We start from the raw sequence: 14,734 nt of genomic DNA on the forward strand, positions 1-14,734 counted from the left end.
CGGCATCACACCGGCGTGACGTAGGCGCCGGAGATGCCGCCGTCGACGAGGAAGGTCGAGGCGGTCATGAAGCTCGACTCGTCGGAGGCGAGGAAGAGGACCGCGTTGGCCATCTCCTCCGGCTCGCCGAAGCGCCCCATGGGGACGTGCACGAGCCGGCGGGCGGCGCGCTCTGGGTCGGAGGCGAACAGCTCCTGCAGCAGCGGAGTGTTGACCGGCCCGGGGCACAGGGCGTTGACCCGGATGCCCTGGCGGGCGAACTGCACGCCGAGCTCGCGGGTCATCGACAGCACCCCGCCCTTGGAGGCGGAGTAGGCGATCTGCGAGGTGGCAGCGCCCATGACGGCGACGAAGCTCGCGGTGTTGACGATCGACCCGCCGCCCTGCTCGAGCATGATCGGGATGACCGCCTTGCAGCACAGGTAGACCGAGGTGAGGTTGACCTCGTGCACCCGCCGCCACGCCTCGAGGTCGGTCTCGAGGATGGAGTCGTCCTCGGGCGGGCTGATCCCGGCGTTGTTGAAGGCGATGTCCACCCGGCCGTGCCGCTCGACGGCGGTGGCGAACAGGGCGTCGACGTCGTCCTTGACCGCGACGTCGCAGTGCACGTAGCTGCCACCGACCTCCGCGGCGAGCCGCTCGCCCTCGGCGTCGGCGAGGTCGGCCACGACGACGGTGGCACCCTCCTCGGCGAAGCGCCGCACGGTCGCGAGGCCGATGCCCGAGCAGCCGCCGGTGACGACGGCGACCTTGCCCGCGAGCCTGCCTGACATGGTTCTCTCCTGGGGTGTGAAGGGGCGAGGGCGGACGCTCAGCCCTCGGTGGCGATGAAGACGTTCTTGACCTCGGTGAAGGCGTCGAGGGCGTCCGGGCCGAGCTCGCGGCCGAGCCCACTGGCCTTGAACCCCCCGAAGGGCGTGGAGTAGCGCACCGAGGAGTGGCTGTTCACCGAGAGGTTGCCGGCCTCCACGCCCCGGGCGACCCGCAGCGCGCGGCCGACGTCCCGGCTCCAGATCGAGCCCGAGAGCCCGTACTCGGTGTCGTTGGCCATGGACACGGCCTCCGCCTCGTCCTCGAAGGGCAGGACGGCGACCACCGGGCCGAAGACCTCCTCGCGCCAGACCCGGTCACCGGTCCCTCCGGGCAGCACGACCGTCGGGGGGTACCACCAGCCGGCACCGTCGGGAGCGGTCCCGCGGAAGGCGACCTCGACGGGCGGGGCCTCGCCCGTGCCCTCGACGTACCCGCGCACCGTCTCGCGCTGGCCGGCGCTGACCAGCGGGCCCATCTGGCTGGCCTCGTCGCCCGGGTCACCGACGACGACGCCCTTGACGGCGACCTCGAAGCGCTCCATGAACGCGTCGAGGACGCTGCGCTGCACGAGGATCCGGGTCCGGGCGCAGCAGTCCTGGCCGGCGTTGTCGAGGAAGCTCATCGGCGCGGCCGCCGCGGCGGCGTCGAGGTCCGCGTCGGCGAAGACGATGTTCGCCGACTTCCCCCCGAGCTCGAGGGTCACCCGCTTGAGGTGGTCCGCCGACCCGCGCAGCACGCGCTGGCCGACGGCGGTCGAGCCGGTGAAGACGACCTTGCGCACGTCCGGGTGGGTGACGAACCGCTCCCCGACGACCGAGCCCTTCCCGGGCAGTACGGTGAGCACGCCCTCGGGGATGCCCGCCTCGAGGGCGAGCTCGCCGATCCGCATCGCGGTCAGCGGCGTGAGCTCGGCGGGCTTGAGCACGACGGTGTTCCCGGCGGCGAGGGCGGGAGCCATCCCCCAGCCCATGATCGGCATCGGGAAGTTCCACGGCACGATGATGCCGACGACGCCGAGCGGTTCCTTGAACGTCACGTCGAGCCCGCCCGCGACGGGGATCTGCCGGCCGAAGAGCCGCTCCGGGGCGGCGCTGTAGTACCGCAGGACGTCGACGACGTTCCCGGCCTCCCAGCGCGCGTTGCCGATCGGGTGGCCGGCGTTGGCCACCTCGAGCCGGGCGAGCTCCTCGCGGTGCTCCTCGACGACGTCCGCGAAGCGGCGCAGCAGCCGGGCCCGGTCGGCGGGCGCGACCGCACGCCAGGCCGGGCCGGCAGCGACGGCCCGGGCGACGGCGGCGTCGGTCTCCTCGAGACCGGCCAGCTCGACGCGTGTCACGACACGCTCGGTCGCCGGGTCGATGACCTCGTGGGTGGTGCTCATCGGGGGCGTGCTCACATCCTCTCGAAGCCGCGGACCCGCTCCCAGTCCGTGACGGCGGCGCTGTAGGCGGCGATCTCGACGTCCGCGGCGTTGACGTAGTGCTCGACGACCTCGTCGCCGAAGGCCGCGCGGGCGACCTCGCTGCCGGCGAGCAGCTCACGGGCCTCGGCCAGGCTCGTCGGGACGTGGTCGACGTCGGCGGTGTAGGCGTTCCCCTCGAGCGGGTCGTCCAGGGGCAGCTCGTGCTCGATGCCGTGCAGCCCCCCGGCGAGCATCGCGGCGATCGCGAGGTAGGGGTTGACGTCACCTCCGGGCACCCGGTTCTCCATCCGCAGCCCCGCGCCGTGGCCGACGACCCGCAGGGCGCAGGTGCGGTTGTCCCTGCCCCAAGCCACGGCCGTCGGTGCGAACGACCCCGGCTGGAACCGCTTGTAGGAGTTGATGTTCGGTGCGTAGAAGTACGACAGCTCGCGAAGGGTCGACTGCACACCGGCGAGGAAGTGGTCGAAGAGCTCGCTCTGGCCCCCCGGTCGGGAGTCGTCGGCGAACACGAGCCGTCCGTCGGTGCCACGCAGCGAGAGGTGGATGTGGCAGGAGTTGCCCTCGCGTTCGTCGTACTTGGCCATGAAGGTCATCGACATCCCGTGGCGGGCCGCGATCTCCTTGGCCGCGGTCTTGTAGACGACGTGGTTGTCGCACGTGCGGACGACGTCGTCGTAGAGGAAGGCGATCTCGTGCTGGCCGAGGTTGCACTCGCCCTTGGCCCCCTCGACGGTGCAGCCGGCGCGGTACATCTCGTTGCGGATCTCGCGCAGCACCGGCTCGACCTTGGTGCCGCCGAGGATGGAGTAGTCGACGTTGTACCGGTTGGCGCCGGTCAGGCCCTGGTAGCGGCGGTCCCAGGCGTCCTCGAAGCTGTTCTCGAAGAGGATGAACTCCAGCTCGGTGCCCGACACCGCCTGCCAGCCGCGCTCGGCGGCCCGCTCGACCTGGCTGTGGAGCATGGCGCGCGGGCTCTGGCGCACCGGGCCACTGCCGTCGAGCCACTGCAGGTCGCACTGGATGGTCACCGACCCCGGCTGACCGGGGGTGCGCCGCAGCGTCTCGAGGTCGAGGACGAACTCGAAGTCGCCGTAGCCGCGTTCCCACGAGGAGATGGCGTACCCCTCGACGGTGTTCATCTCGACGTCGACGGCCAGCAGGTAGTTGCAGCCCTCGGTGCCGTGCTCGAGGACGTGGTCGAGGAAGAACTGGGCGTGCAGCCGCTTGCCCGTCAGCCGGCCCTGCATGTCGGTGAACGCGACGATGACGGTGTCGACGTCGCCGCTGGCGGTCTCGACGCGCAGCTGTTCGAGGGTGTACGGGGGCGGGCCCCCGGCGTGGATCGAGCTCGGCATGGTCCTCGTCCTCCCGGTCATCCGATGAAGCCGCGCAACAGCGCGGACGTCGCGTCGCAGTGCTCTTCCATCGCGGCCCGCGCCTCGTCGGCCGCTCCGGCGAGGACGGCGTCGAGGACCGCGTCGTGCTGGTCGTGCGAGTGCTGGATGTTGGTGCGCAGCACCGGGATCGCCTCGAGCAGCTCCCCGAGCGCGGCCTGCGCCCGGGTCACCGCCTCGATGAGCATCGGTGAGCCCGAGGCGGAGGCGAGGGCGAGGTGGAAGCGGCTGTCGGCGAGCCGGTGCGCACTGTCGCCCTCGGCGTCGCGGACCTGCCGGGCGGCGGCGACGAGCCAGGCGCGCTGCTCGCCGGCCAGCGGCTGCAGGGCGGCCAGCCGGGCGGCTCCGGGCTCGACGACGCGGCGGAAGTCGAGCGCGTCGACGAGCGCGGTCCCGACCCGAGGGGCCGGGCCGTCCTCGGGGGCGACCGCCGGCCCGTGGTAGGTGACGACGGTCCCCCCGCCGCGACCGCGGCGGGTGCGGACCAGGCCGGCGTCGCGCAGCGCGGCGATGGCCTCGCGCAGCGTGTTGCGGGCCACGCCGAGGCGCTCGGCGAGCTCGCGCTCGGGGGGCAGCTGGTCGCCGTCGACGAAGACACCGAGGCGGATCGCGGTGACCAGCTGCTCGACGGTGGACTCGAAGACGTTGGTCCCCCGGCTCGGGCGCAGCACCTGTTCGACGAGGTGCAGGTGGGGCTGCGCGGTCATGGCCGTGAGTCTCCGGCGCGGACGCCACCGCTGTCAAATGGTGCTCGTTCACACCTTTTTTACACGCAGGCTCTGGACGCCCCGTGCGCGCCGGGGCTAGCCTCCCGTGCGTTCGGTCCCGTCGCGCACCACGTGCGCACCCCCACCCCGGGCCTCGGTCGCGCCGGCCGGAGCACCGACGAGAGGACGGCCAGCGTGTCGCAGAACTCCACGGGCTCTAGCCCCCGCCGCAGGTCGAGCGTGACCTACGCCACGGCCGAGGCCGACTACTTCGACAAGCGCGGGCTCACCCGGCACGCCGGTGCGTGGTCGCTGTGGGCACTCGGTGTCGCCGCGGTCATCTCCGGTGACTTCTCCGGCTGGAACCTGGGCATCGGCGAGGCGGGATGGGGCGGGATGCTCCTCGCGACCGTCGTCATCGGCCTGATGTACCTGCTGATGATCTACTCGATCGCCGAGATGTCCGCCGCCATGCCGCACACCGGCGGTGCGTACTCCTTCGCCCGCTCGGCGATGGGCCCGTGGGGCGGCTTCGTCACGGGCCTCGCGGAGTCCATCGAGTACGTCATCACCACCGCCGTGGTCGGGGTGTTCGCCGGAACCTACGCCGACAGCATCACCGACGACCTCTTCGGCCTCTCCCTGCCGCTGTGGCTGTGGGTGGTCATCTTCTACATCATCTTCGTCGGCCTGAACTCGGCCGGCGCGGAGGCCTCGTTCAAGTTCGCCGTCGTCATCGCCATCGTCTCGCTCGGGGTGCTGGCGCTCTTCGCGGTCCTCGCCCTGACCTCGGGCACGTTCTCCTGGGACAACCTCTGGGACGTCGGCGGGGGCGGCTTCCTCCCGCTCGGGGCGGGCGGCGTGCTCGCCGCGCTGCCCTTCGCCATCTGGTTCTTCCTCGGGATCGAGGAGCTGCCCCTGGCCGCCGAGGAGACCCACACCCCCGCCCAGGACATCCCGCGTGGCTCGCTCATGGGGATGTTCACCCTGCTCGCGACGGCCTTCGTCGTCCTCGTGCTCAACCCGGGGGTCGTCGGAGCGGAGAAGATCTCCGGCAGCGGCGAGCCGATCCTCGAGGGGTTCCGCGCGATCTTCCCCGACAGCAACATCGCCTCTCTCCTCGCGCTCTTCGCCCTTGCGGGGCTCGTCGCCTCCTTCCAGGGGATCATGTTCGCCGCGGGCCGCAACCTGTACTCGCTCTCGCGGGCGGGCTACTACCCGCAGGCCCTCTCGCTCACCGGGTCCCGCAAGGTCCCCTACCTCGCCCTCGTCACCGGCGCCGCCATCGGCGTCCTGCTCGTGGTCCTGCTCACCCTGGTGCGCAACGAGCCGGGCGAGAGCTCCTACGACGCCACCGTCGCGGTCGCCGGCGAGCTGCTCAACATCGCGGTGTTCGGCGCGGTCATCGCCTACGTGCTCCAGATGGTCTCGTTCGTCATGCTCCGCCGGAAGTTCCCCAACGCCGAGCGGCCCTACCGCAGCCCGGTCGGGGTCGGCGGTGCGGTGGTCGCGGCGGTCATCGCCGCCGGCACCCTGGTCATCCTGCCGTTCAACCCCGACTACCGGGCGGTCGTCCTCGGGGTCGCCGCCTTCTTCGCGGTCGGCCTGGCGTACTTCGCCATCCGCGGTCGCCACCACCTCGTGTACTCCCCCGAGGAGGAGTACGCGACCTCCGGCGGCCTGCACGGCGCCCACCCCGAGACCGAGGGGTACGACGTCACCGACCGCGAGGCCGACGCGCACGACGCCCCCTGACCCGCGCGGGCGGCCCGGCCCGGCGTGGCGCTCCGGCGTCACCCGGGCCGGTCGCCCGGCCGGCCCTCAGGCCAGGCGCGTCAGCCAGCCGTGGGTGTCCTCGGCCCGGCCGTACTGCAGGTCGAGCAGGGCGGCGCGCAGCGAGCGGGTGACCTCGCCCCCCTGCTCACCGGCCGTCGACGGTGCCTCGCCACCCTCCCAGCGCAGCGCCCCGACAGGGGTGACGACGGCGGCGGTCCCGCACGCGAAGACCTCGCGGATGCTCCCGTCGCGCACGCCGTCCTTCCACTCGGCGATCTCGATGCGCCGCTCCTGCGGGGTGAGACCGAGGTCCTTGGCCAGCTCGAGGATGGAGCCTCGGGTGACGCCCTCGAGGATGGTGCCGGTGAGCTCGGGGGTCACGAGCCGGCCGTCGTCGGTGACGAAGAACAGGTTCATCCCCCCGAGCTCCTCGATGTAGGTGTGCGTCGCCGAGTCCAGGAAGACGGCCTGGTCGCAGCCGTGCTCGATGCCCTCGAGCTGTCCGGCGAGCGAGGAGGCGTAGTTCCCCCCGGTCTTGGCCGCGCCGGTCCCGCCGGCCCCGGCCCGGGCGTAGTGCTCCGAGACCCACAGGGTGACCGGCTGCAGCCCGCCGGCGAAGTAGGCGCCCGCGGGCGAGGCGATGACCGAGTAGGTCACCTCGGCCGCGGGGCGCACCCCGAGGAACGCCTCGGAGGCGTACATGAAGGGGCGCAGGTAGAGGCTGGTCTCCCCGGTGCCGGCGGCCGGGACCCACGCCTGGTCGACCTGCACGAGGGCCTCGAGCGAGGCGAGGAAGTCCTCGGTCGCGAGCTCGGGCAGCGCGAGCCGGCGCGCGCTGCGCTGCATCCGCTCGGCGTTGGCCTCCGGGCGGAAGGACCACACCGAGCCGTCCTCGTGGCGGTAGGCCTTCAGCCCCTCGAAGACCTCCTGGGCGTAGTGCAGGACGGCGGCGCTCGGCATGAGGCTCACCGGGCCGTAGGCATGGACCCGGGCGTCGTGCCAGCCGGCGTCGCGGGTCCACGTGGCGGTGGCCATGTGGTCGGTGAAGTGCACGCCGAACCCCGGGTCGGCGAGGATCTCGGTGCGTCGCTCGTCGCTCGTGGGGTCGGGCCGGCGCTGGAGGTCGAAGGTCAGGCTCATGGGAGGTCTCGGTCCTTTCCTCGGGAGGCGGCGACGCTGCCCGAGCAGGCTACCCGCCCGGGCTCGGACGGGTGGGGTGGGAGGAACCCACGGCCGAGCGGGGGTCGGCCGGGTCAGACGCGGGCGGCGATGGCGTCGCCGACGGCGCTCGTGGAGCGGGGGGAGCTCCCGCGCTCGGCGAGGTCGGCGGCCACCGCCTGCTCTACTCGCTCGGCGGCCTCGCCGAGCCCGACGTGGGCCAGCAGCATCGCCACCGACAGCACGGTCGCCGTCGGGTCGGCCGCGCCCGTTCCGGCGATGTCCGGGGCCGAGCCGTGCACCGGCTCGAACATGCTCGGGAAGCGTCGCTCGGGGTTGATGTTCCCGCTCGCCGCCAGCCCGATGCCACCGGCGATGGCGGCCGCGATGTCGGTGATGATGTCACCGAAGAGGTTGTCGGTGACGACGACGTCGAAGCGCCCGGGGTCGGTCGCGAGGAAGATCGTCGCGGCGTCGACGTGCTGGTAGGCGGTCTCGACGTCGGGGAAGTCCGCGGCGACCTCCTCGACGGTGCGTCGCCACAGGTGGCCGGCGTGGGTGAGCACGTTGTGCTTGTGCACGAGCGTCAGGTGCCGACGGGGGCGGGCCTGGGCGCGGGCGAAGGCGTCGCGGACGACCCGCTCGACCCCGAAGCGGGTGTTGACGCTCACCTCGGTGGCGACCTCGTGCGGGGTGCCGGTGCGCAGTGCGCCACCGTTGCCGACGTACGGCCCCTCGGTGCCCTCCCGGACGACGAGGAAGTCGATGCCCTGGGGGGCGACCCGCTCGACGGCCAGCGGTGACTCCACGCCCGGGTAGAGGCGGGCCGGGCGGAGGTTGACGTAGTGCTCGAGCGCGAAGCGCAGCGGCAGCAGCACCCCGCGCTCGAGGACCCCGCTCGGGACGCTGGGGTCGCCGATCGCCCCGAGGAGGATGGCGTCGTGCGCCGAGACCTCGGCGAGGACGGACTCCGGCAGGGTCTCCCCCGTCGCGTGCCAGCGCCGCGCACCGAGGTCGTACTCGGTCGTCGTGACCTTCGGCCCGGCCGACCCGAGGGCGGCCTCGAGCACCTTGAGCCCCTCGGCGACGACCTCGGGTCCGATGCCGTCGCCGGCGATGACGGCGAGGTCGAGCGTCGCCGGGGCGGCGCCGGCTGCGGTGTCCGTCATGACCCCCACCCTAGAGAGCCGTTCCGGGATGCGGACGGCCGTCCCATCCCGTGGATGGGACGGCCGTCGCTCGCGGACCGCTCAGTCGTCACTGTGGCCCTGGTCGCGCAGGTCCATCGACTCCTGGAGGGCCTGGCGGGCCAGGGTCGCCTCGTCGGTCGTCGTCTCGGTGTTCATGGTCTCTCGCATTCCGCGGCCGGTGGCCGCGTCCGGGGATGGCTCGGCGCTCGAGCCGGCAGCTGCCGGCGAGCGGTCAGCGACGTCGCGGGGTCTCCGCGGCGAGGGTGCTGACTACCGGACCTCGCCGCGGCCGGGAATGAGGAGTACCACGCGCCGCGTCATGCCAGCGACGATAGTAGGACGTCCATCTTTCCGCGAGCGGCTTCCCAGGATGCGGACCGCCGACGGGCGGCCGAGTGCGCCGCAGGGGCGCCGGGCCTCAGCCGAGCTCGACGGTGCGTACCGTGTCGGCCCCGATCTCGGCCCCGATCGCCGCGACGACCTCGTCCGGGATGGGGCTGTCGACGGTGAGCGCGACGAGCGCCGAGCCGGTGTCGTCGTTGCGCGAGACCTGCATCGCGGCGATGTTCACGTCGGCGTCCCCGAGCAGCCGACCCAGGGCACCGATGACGCCGGGGCGGTCGACGTAGGAGAAGAAGGCCATGTTGCTGCTCAGCGGGACCTCGAGGTCGTAGCCGTTGACGCCGATGACCTTCTGGACCATCTTCGGCCCGGTCAGGGTGCCCGAGACCGACACGCTGCTGCCGTCGGCGAGCGTGCCGTGCAGGGTCGTGACGTTGCGGAACTCCTCGGAGGTGGCGTCGGTGACCAGGCGCGACTCGCACCCGCGCTCGGCGGCGAGCAGCGGCGCGTTGACGTAGGTGACCGGGTCCTCGGTGACGTCGGTGAAGAGCCCCTTGAGCGCCGACAGCTCCCAGACCGAGACGTCGTGGGCGGTGATCTCGCCACGCACCTCGACGTCGAGCTGCACCGGCACCGAGCCGGCGATGGCCGTGAAGATCCGGCCGAGCTTCTCGACGAGGTCGATCCCGGGCCGGACCTCCTCGGCGACCGCACCACCGGAGACGTTGACGGCGTCGGGGACGAGGTCGCCCCCGAGGGCGAGCCGCACCGAGCGGGCGACGGCCACCCCCGCCTTCTCCTGGGCCTCGTCGGTCGAGGCACCGAGGTGGGGCGTGACGACGACGGACTCGTGCTCGAACAGCGGGCTGTCCGTGCACGGCTCGGTCGCGAAGACGTCCAGGCCGGCACCGGCCACCCGGCCGTCGGCGATCGCCTCGGCGAGCGCCTCCTCGTCGAGGACGCCGCCGCGGGCGGCGTTGACGATGCGCACCGTGGGCTTGACCTTGGCCAGGGCCTCCTTGCCGATGAGGCCGAGGGTCTCGGGCGTCTTCGGCAGGTGGATGGTGATGAAGTCGGACTCGGCGAGCAGCTCGTCGAGGGTGACCAGCCGGGCGCCGAGCTGACCGGCGCGCTGGACGGAGACGTACGGGTCGTAGGCGAGGATCTCGACCCCGAAGCCCTTGAGTCGCTCGGCGACGAGCTGGCCGATCCGGCCGAAGCCGACGATGCCGATCTTCTTCTCCAGCAGCTCGACGCCGCCGTACTTGCTGCGCTTCCAGGCCCCGGCCTTCAGGGCCGCGTTCGCCGGGGCGATGTTGCGGGCCGCGGCGAGGAGCAGGCCGACGGCGAGCTCGGCGGCGGAGGTGATGTTCGAGGTCGGGGCGTTGACGACCATGACGCCGGCCTTGGTCGCGGCGTCGACGTCGACGTTGTCCAGGCCGACACCGGCGCGGGCGATGACCTTGAGGCTCTTCGCGGCGGCGATCGCCTCGGGGTCCATCTTCGTCGCCGAGCGGATGAGCACGGCATCGACGTCGGCGAGCGCCGGCAGCAGCTGGGAGCGGTCCGCGCCGTCGGTGTGGCGCACCTCGAAGTCGGGGCCGAGGGCATCGATGGTCGCGGGCGAGAGCTCCTCGGCGATGAGGACGACGGGCTTGGTCACGTGCGGGGTCCCTCTTCCGTGCGGTGTGATGGCCGGCGACGGCCACGCGGCAGGCCGGGGTGCCGCGGCACTCCATGGTAGGCGCCGCACGCCGGGGGCCCGGCGGCGCCCGCCATGTGGGCGCCCGGGCCGGCCCTCACCTCTCCCGTGGGGGCCGACCCGGCCCGCCGGCGCCCTCGGCCTCGACGCGGCGGCGCACCCGGCGCCCCACGAGCACCGCGGCCGAGAGGAGCGCGGCGGCGAGCAGCAGCCACCACCACGGCAGCCGCCCGAGGGCGGCGTCGACGACCGCGAGCCCCACGGTCGTGTAGAGGAGCGCCCAGAGCAGCGCACCGGCGGCCACGGCGGGCGCGAACCGTCGCAGGGGCATCCGCAACGCCCCCGAGGAGGCGTTGATCGCCGTCTGCAGGCCCACCGTGAGGAAGCCCAGGGTCACCGCCGGCGGGCCCACCCGGCGCACGAAACGCTCGGCACGGGCCACGCCCGGGCGCTCGAGGTGACGCGCCCAGCGGGTACGGGCCCCTCCGGCGCGCACGCCGCGACCGAGCCAGTACGTGGCGGTGCCGCGCGCGAGCGCGCCCAGCCAGAACGCGAGCAGGACGACCCAGAACGGCCAGCCGTCGACGAGGTCCTCCACCCGCCCAGCCTAGGAGTGACCGGGCACCCGTGCCCCCACCCGGTGGGGCGGTGGGGTCAGCGGGCCGCGGACCCCTCGGTGTAGTCGCTGTCCTGGTCGGTGTCGATCCACGCCATGAGCCGGCGCAGCTCGCGCCCGGTCCGCTCGATGGGGTGGGCAGCACCCTGCTCGCGCAGCCGCCGGAACTCGGGGGCGCCGGCGTCCTGGTCGTCGATGAACCGCTGGGCGAAGGAGCCGTTGCGGATGTCCTCGAGGACGGCCTTCATGTTGTCCTTGACGTGCGGGTCGATGACCCGCGGTCCGGAGACGTAGTCGCCGTACTCGGCGGTGTCCGAGACCGACCAGCGCTGCTTGGCGATCCCACCCTCGATCATCAGGTCGACGATGAGCTTGAGCTCGTGGAGGCACTCGAAGTAGGCCACCTCGGGCTGGTAGCCGGCCTCGACGAGGGTCTCGAAGCCGTACATGACCAGCTGGGAGGCGCCTCCGCAGAGGACGGCCTGCTCGCCGAAGAGGTCGGTCTCGGTCTCCTCGGTGAAGGTCGTGCGGATGCCGCCGGCGCGCAGGCCACCGATCGCCTTGGCGTAGGACTTCGCGAGGTCCCACGCGGCGCCGGAGGCGTCCTGCTCGACGGCGAGCAGGACGGGCACGCCCCGCCCGTCGACGAACTCGCGGCGGACGATGTGGCCCGGGCCCTTCGGGGCGACCATGAGCACGTCGGACCCGGCGGGGGGCTTGATGTACCCGAACCGGATGTTGAAGCCGTGCCCGAACAGCAGCGCCGCGCCCTCGCGCAGGTTCGGCTCGATCTCGGCCGCGTAGAGGCCGCGCTGGACCTGGTCCGGGGTGAGGATGACGACGAGGTCGGCGGCGGCGACGGCGTCGGCGACGGTCGTGACGGTCAACCCCTCCGCCTCCGCCTTCGGGCGGCTCTTGCTGCCCTCGGCGAGCCCGACGCGCACGTCGACGCCCGAGTCGCGCAGGTTGAGGGCGTGGGCGTGACCCTGGCTGCCGTAGCCGATGACCGCGACCTTGCGGCCCTGGACCACGGACAGGTCGGCGTCGTCGTCGTAGAACATCTCGGCCATCGGAACAGGCCTCTCCTTCGGGTCGGGGATGGTGCTGGGACGGACTCTAGGTGGTGGTGCTCAGGCGCTGCGCAGCGCCCGGTCGGTGATCGAGCGGGGGCCACGGCCGACCGCGACGACGCCGGACTGGACGAGCTCGCGCACGCCGAACGGCTCGAGGACCTCGAGCAGGGCGGCGAGCTTCTCCGAGGTCCCGGTGGCCTCGATGGTCAGCGACTCGGTCGCGACGTCGACGACGTTGGCGCGGAAGACCTGGACGAACTCGAGGACCTGGCTGCGGGTGGCAGCGTCGGCCCGGACCTTGATGAGCATGACCTGGCGCGCGACGGCCGAGCCGGGCTCGAGCTCGACGACCTTGAGCACCTCGACGAGCTTGTTCAGCTGCTTGGTCACCTGCTCCAGGGGCAGGTCCTCGACGTCGACGACCACGGTCATCCGGGAGACCTCGGCGTGCTCGGTCTCCCCGACCGCGAGGCTGTCGATGTTGAACCCGCGCCGGGAGAACAGCGCCGCGATGCGGGCCAGGACGCCCGGCTTGTTCTCGACGAGGACGGACAGGGTGTGCTTGCTCATCGTGGTCCTCACCCTCGGTCGTGGTTGGCGTCGGTCGGCTGGGGTATCGCCTCGGAGTCCTCGCGGTCCCACCGCGGGGCGGTGTCGCGCGCGACCTGGATCAGGTCGTTGCTCACCCCGGCAGCGACCATCGGCCAGACCATGGCGTCGCGCTCGACGACGAAGTCGACCACGACCGGCCGGTCGGTGACCTCCATCGCCGCCCGGATCGTCGCGTCGACGTCCTCGGGTCGCTCGCAGCGCAGCCCGACGCACCCGTAGGCCTCGGCGAGCTTGACGAAGTCCGGCACCCGCGAGCCGACGGACGTGTGCAGGTCGGTGTTGGAGTAGCGCTCGTTGTAGAAGAGGGTCTGCCACTGCCGGACCATGCCGAGGCTGCTGTTGTTGATGACCGCGACCTTGATCGGGATGTTGTTGATGACGCAGGTCGCCAGCTCCTGGTTGGTCATCTGGAAGCAGCCGTCGCCGTCGACGGCCCACACGGTGCGGTCCGGCTCGCCGGCTTGGGCGCCCATCGCGGCCGGCACGGCGTACCCCATCGTGCCGAGGCCGCCGGAGTTGAGCCACGCGTTGGGCCGCTCGTACCGGACGAACTGGGCCGCCCACATCTGGTGCTGCCCGACGCCGGCGACGTACACGGCCTCCGGGCCGGCGATCTCCCCGAGCCGCTCGATGACGTACTGCGGTGCGAGGGAGCCGTCCTCGGGCGGGGCGTACCCGACGGGGAAGGTCTCCTTCCACCCGGTCACCCGGGCCCGCCACGCGGAGTAGTCCCCGCCTCCGGAGGCGTCCATGTCGGCCTCGACGGCCTCGGCGAGGTCGGCGATGACCGCCTTGCAGTCGCCGACGATGGGCACCTGGGCGATCCGGTTCTTGCCGATCTCGGCCGGGTCGATGTCGGCGTGGATGACCTTGGCCTGGGTCGCGAAGGTCGACAGCTGGCCGGTGACCCGGTCGTCGAAGCGGGCGCCGAGGGCGATGACCAGGTCGGAGCGCTGCAGGGCGGTGACCGCGGCAACCGATCCGTGCATCCCGGGCATGCCCAGGTGCAGGGGGTGGCTGTCGGGCAGGGCGCCGCGGGCCATGAGGGTCGTGACGACCGGGATCTGGGTCAGCTCGACGAACCGTCGCAGCTCCTCGCTGGCCCGCGCGCGCACGACGCCGCCGCCGACGTAGAGGACGGGCCGGCGGGCGGCGGCGACGAGCCGGGCCGCCTCGCGGATCTGCTTGCCGTGCGGCCGGGTCACCGGGTGGTAGCCGGGCAGGGCGATCTTCGGGGGCCAGGAGAACGTCGTGCGGGCCTGCAGGGCGTCCTTGGAGATGTCGACGAGGACCGGGCCCGGCCGTCCGGTGGAGGCGATGTGGAAGGCCTCGGCGATGACCCGGGGGATGTCGGCGGGGTCGGTCACCAGGTAGTTGTGCTTGGTGATCGGCATCGTGATGCCGCGGATGTCGGCCTCCTGGAAGGCGTCGGTCCCGATCGAGGACGAGGCGACCTGGCCGGTGATGGCGACGATCGGCACGGAGTCCATGTGCGCGTCGGCCAGCGGGGTGACCAGGTTGGTGGCGCCCGGGCCCGAGGTGGCCATGCACACGCCGACCCGGCCGGTCGCGGCGGCGTAGCCCTCGGCGGCGTGCCCGGCGCCCTGCTCGTGCCGGACGAGGATGTGACGGACGGAGACCGAGTCGAGCAGCGGGTCGTAGGCGGGCAGGATCGCGCCCCCGGGGATGCCGAAGACGGTGTCGACCTCCATCGCCTCGAGGGAGAGGACGAGGCTCTGGGCACCGGTCACCTCGACCGGCGCCTTGGCCCGCGCCTGCTGGGCCACCTGGGCCGGGCTCGGGGCCGGGTGGAGGGCGGTCGGCGTCGCCGCTCGGGTCTCGCTCACGATGGGGTCACCGCTTTCTGCTCGTTGGGCCGGCCGGGGTCCGCGCACAAAAAAACCCTCCAGCCCCGGTGAGGGACGTCG

13 protein-coding genes are annotated in these 14,734 nt (G+C 72.6%); 1 reads left to right on the forward strand and 12 read right to left on the reverse strand.

Annotated elements, in window-relative coordinates; genetic code table 11:
- Positions 1 to 5: 5 nt before the first annotated feature.
- The 4 genes from G8D98_RS06455 to G8D98_RS06470 are packed head-to-tail and all read right to left on the reverse strand — an operon-like array spanning position 6 to position 4,337.
- The gene (locus G8D98_RS06455; RefSeq protein WP_166100660.1) at positions 6 to 773 is read right to left on the reverse strand and encodes a 3-oxoacyl-ACP reductase; all 768 of its coding nucleotides are present in this window, start codon (positions 771 to 773) and stop codon (positions 6 to 8) included.
- 38 nt (positions 774 to 811) lie between these two features.
- Positions 812 to 2,194, reverse strand: a complete 1,383-nt coding sequence (locus tag G8D98_RS06460; RefSeq protein WP_166100663.1) for an aldehyde dehydrogenase family protein — start codon at positions 2,192 to 2,194, stop codon at positions 812 to 814.
- Positions 2,195 to 2,205: 11 nt separating this feature from the next.
- Complete coding sequence (locus G8D98_RS06465; RefSeq protein WP_166100666.1) at positions 2,206 to 3,591, reverse strand: glutamine synthetase family protein; 1,386 nt, start codon at positions 3,589 to 3,591, stop codon at positions 2,206 to 2,208.
- A 17-nt stretch (positions 3,592 to 3,608) separates the two neighbouring features.
- The gene (locus G8D98_RS06470) at positions 3,609 to 4,337 is read right to left on the reverse strand and encodes a FadR/GntR family transcriptional regulator (RefSeq protein ID WP_166100668.1); all 729 of its coding nucleotides are present in this window, start codon (positions 4,335 to 4,337) and stop codon (positions 3,609 to 3,611) included.
- Between the two features lie 240 nt (positions 4,338 to 4,577).
- On the opposite strand from G8D98_RS06470, the gene G8D98_RS06475 reads away from it, so the two are divergent.
- A complete protein-coding gene (locus G8D98_RS06475) occupies positions 4,578 to 6,092 on the forward strand; it encodes an amino acid permease (protein WP_229661921.1) in 1,515 nt (504 codons plus the stop codon).
- A gap of 66 nt (positions 6,093 to 6,158) precedes the next feature.
- Here the strand turns inward: G8D98_RS06475 and G8D98_RS06480 are convergent, their stop codons facing one another.
- From G8D98_RS06480 to G8D98_RS06515, 8 genes are all read right to left on the reverse strand, one after another.
- Complete coding sequence (locus tag G8D98_RS06480) at positions 6,159 to 7,253, reverse strand: branched-chain amino acid aminotransferase (RefSeq protein ID WP_166100673.1); 1,095 nt, start codon at positions 7,251 to 7,253, stop codon at positions 6,159 to 6,161.
- Between the two features lie 113 nt (positions 7,254 to 7,366).
- Positions 7,367 to 8,440 (reverse strand): 3-isopropylmalate dehydrogenase, encoded by a 1,074-nt coding sequence (locus G8D98_RS06485; RefSeq protein ID WP_166100675.1) that lies wholly within the window; start codon positions 8,438 to 8,440, stop codon positions 7,367 to 7,369.
- A gap of 81 nt (positions 8,441 to 8,521) precedes the next feature.
- The gene (locus tag G8D98_RS06490) at positions 8,522 to 8,617 is read right to left on the reverse strand and encodes a 3-isopropylmalate dehydrogenase (RefSeq protein WP_166100678.1); all 96 of its coding nucleotides are present in this window, start codon (positions 8,615 to 8,617) and stop codon (positions 8,522 to 8,524) included.
- 262 nt (positions 8,618 to 8,879) lie between these two features.
- Positions 8,880 to 10,466 (reverse strand): phosphoglycerate dehydrogenase, encoded by a 1,587-nt coding sequence (gene serA, locus G8D98_RS06495; RefSeq protein WP_166100681.1) that lies wholly within the window; start codon positions 10,464 to 10,466, stop codon positions 8,880 to 8,882.
- A gap of 136 nt (positions 10,467 to 10,602) precedes the next feature.
- The gene (locus tag G8D98_RS06500) at positions 10,603 to 11,103 is read right to left on the reverse strand and encodes a DedA family protein (RefSeq protein ID WP_166100683.1); all 501 of its coding nucleotides are present in this window, start codon (positions 11,101 to 11,103) and stop codon (positions 10,603 to 10,605) included.
- 56 nt (positions 11,104 to 11,159) lie between these two features.
- Positions 11,160 to 12,191, reverse strand: coding sequence for a ketol-acid reductoisomerase (gene ilvC / locus G8D98_RS06505; protein WP_166100686.1), 1,032 nt, complete (start codon positions 12,189 to 12,191; stop codon positions 11,160 to 11,162).
- 60 nt (positions 12,192 to 12,251) lie between these two features.
- Complete coding sequence (gene ilvN / locus G8D98_RS06510) at positions 12,252 to 12,764, reverse strand: acetolactate synthase small subunit (RefSeq protein ID WP_166100689.1); 513 nt, start codon at positions 12,762 to 12,764, stop codon at positions 12,252 to 12,254.
- A gap of 8 nt (positions 12,765 to 12,772) precedes the next feature.
- Entirely contained in the window at positions 12,773 to 14,653 is a 1,881-nt protein-coding gene (locus G8D98_RS06515) for an acetolactate synthase large subunit (protein WP_187566483.1), read from the reverse strand.
- Positions 14,654 to 14,734: the final 81 nt, after the last annotated feature.

It is taken from the genome of Phycicoccus endophyticus, assembly GCF_011326735.1.
In the GTDB taxonomy this organism is placed as follows: domain Bacteria; phylum Actinomycetota; class Actinomycetes; order Actinomycetales; family Dermatophilaceae; genus Phycicoccus; species Phycicoccus endophyticus.

Bases quoted from the DNA above. Each gene is read 5' to 3' on its own strand.
- G8D98_RS06455 (WP_166100660.1), bottom strand. From the start codon at position 773: ATGTCAGGCAGGCTCGCGGGCAAGGTCGCCGTCGTCACCGGCGGCTGC.
- G8D98_RS06460 (WP_166100663.1), bottom strand. From the start codon at position 2,194: ATGAGCACCACCCACGAGGTCATCGACCCGGCGACCGAGCGTGTCGTG.
- G8D98_RS06465 (WP_166100666.1), bottom strand. From the start codon at position 3,591: ATGCCGAGCTCGATCCACGCCGGGGGCCCGCCCCCGTACACCCTCGAA.
- G8D98_RS06470 (WP_166100668.1), bottom strand. From the start codon at position 4,337: ATGACCGCGCAGCCCCACCTGCACCTCGTCGAACAGGTGCTGCGCCCG.
- G8D98_RS06480 (WP_166100673.1), bottom strand. From the start codon at position 7,253: ATGAGCCTGACCTTCGACCTCCAGCGCCGGCCCGACCCCACGAGCGAC.
- G8D98_RS06485 (WP_166100675.1), bottom strand. From the start codon at position 8,440: ATGACGGACACCGCAGCCGGCGCCGCCCCGGCGACGCTCGACCTCGCC.
- G8D98_RS06490 (WP_166100678.1), bottom strand. From the start codon at position 8,617: ATGAACACCGAGACGACGACCGACGAGGCGACCCTGGCCCGCCAGGCC.
- ilvC (WP_166100686.1), bottom strand. From the start codon at position 12,191: ATGGCCGAGATGTTCTACGACGACGACGCCGACCTGTCCGTGGTCCAG.
- ilvN (WP_166100689.1), bottom strand. From the start codon at position 12,764: ATGAGCAAGCACACCCTGTCCGTCCTCGTCGAGAACAAGCCGGGCGTC.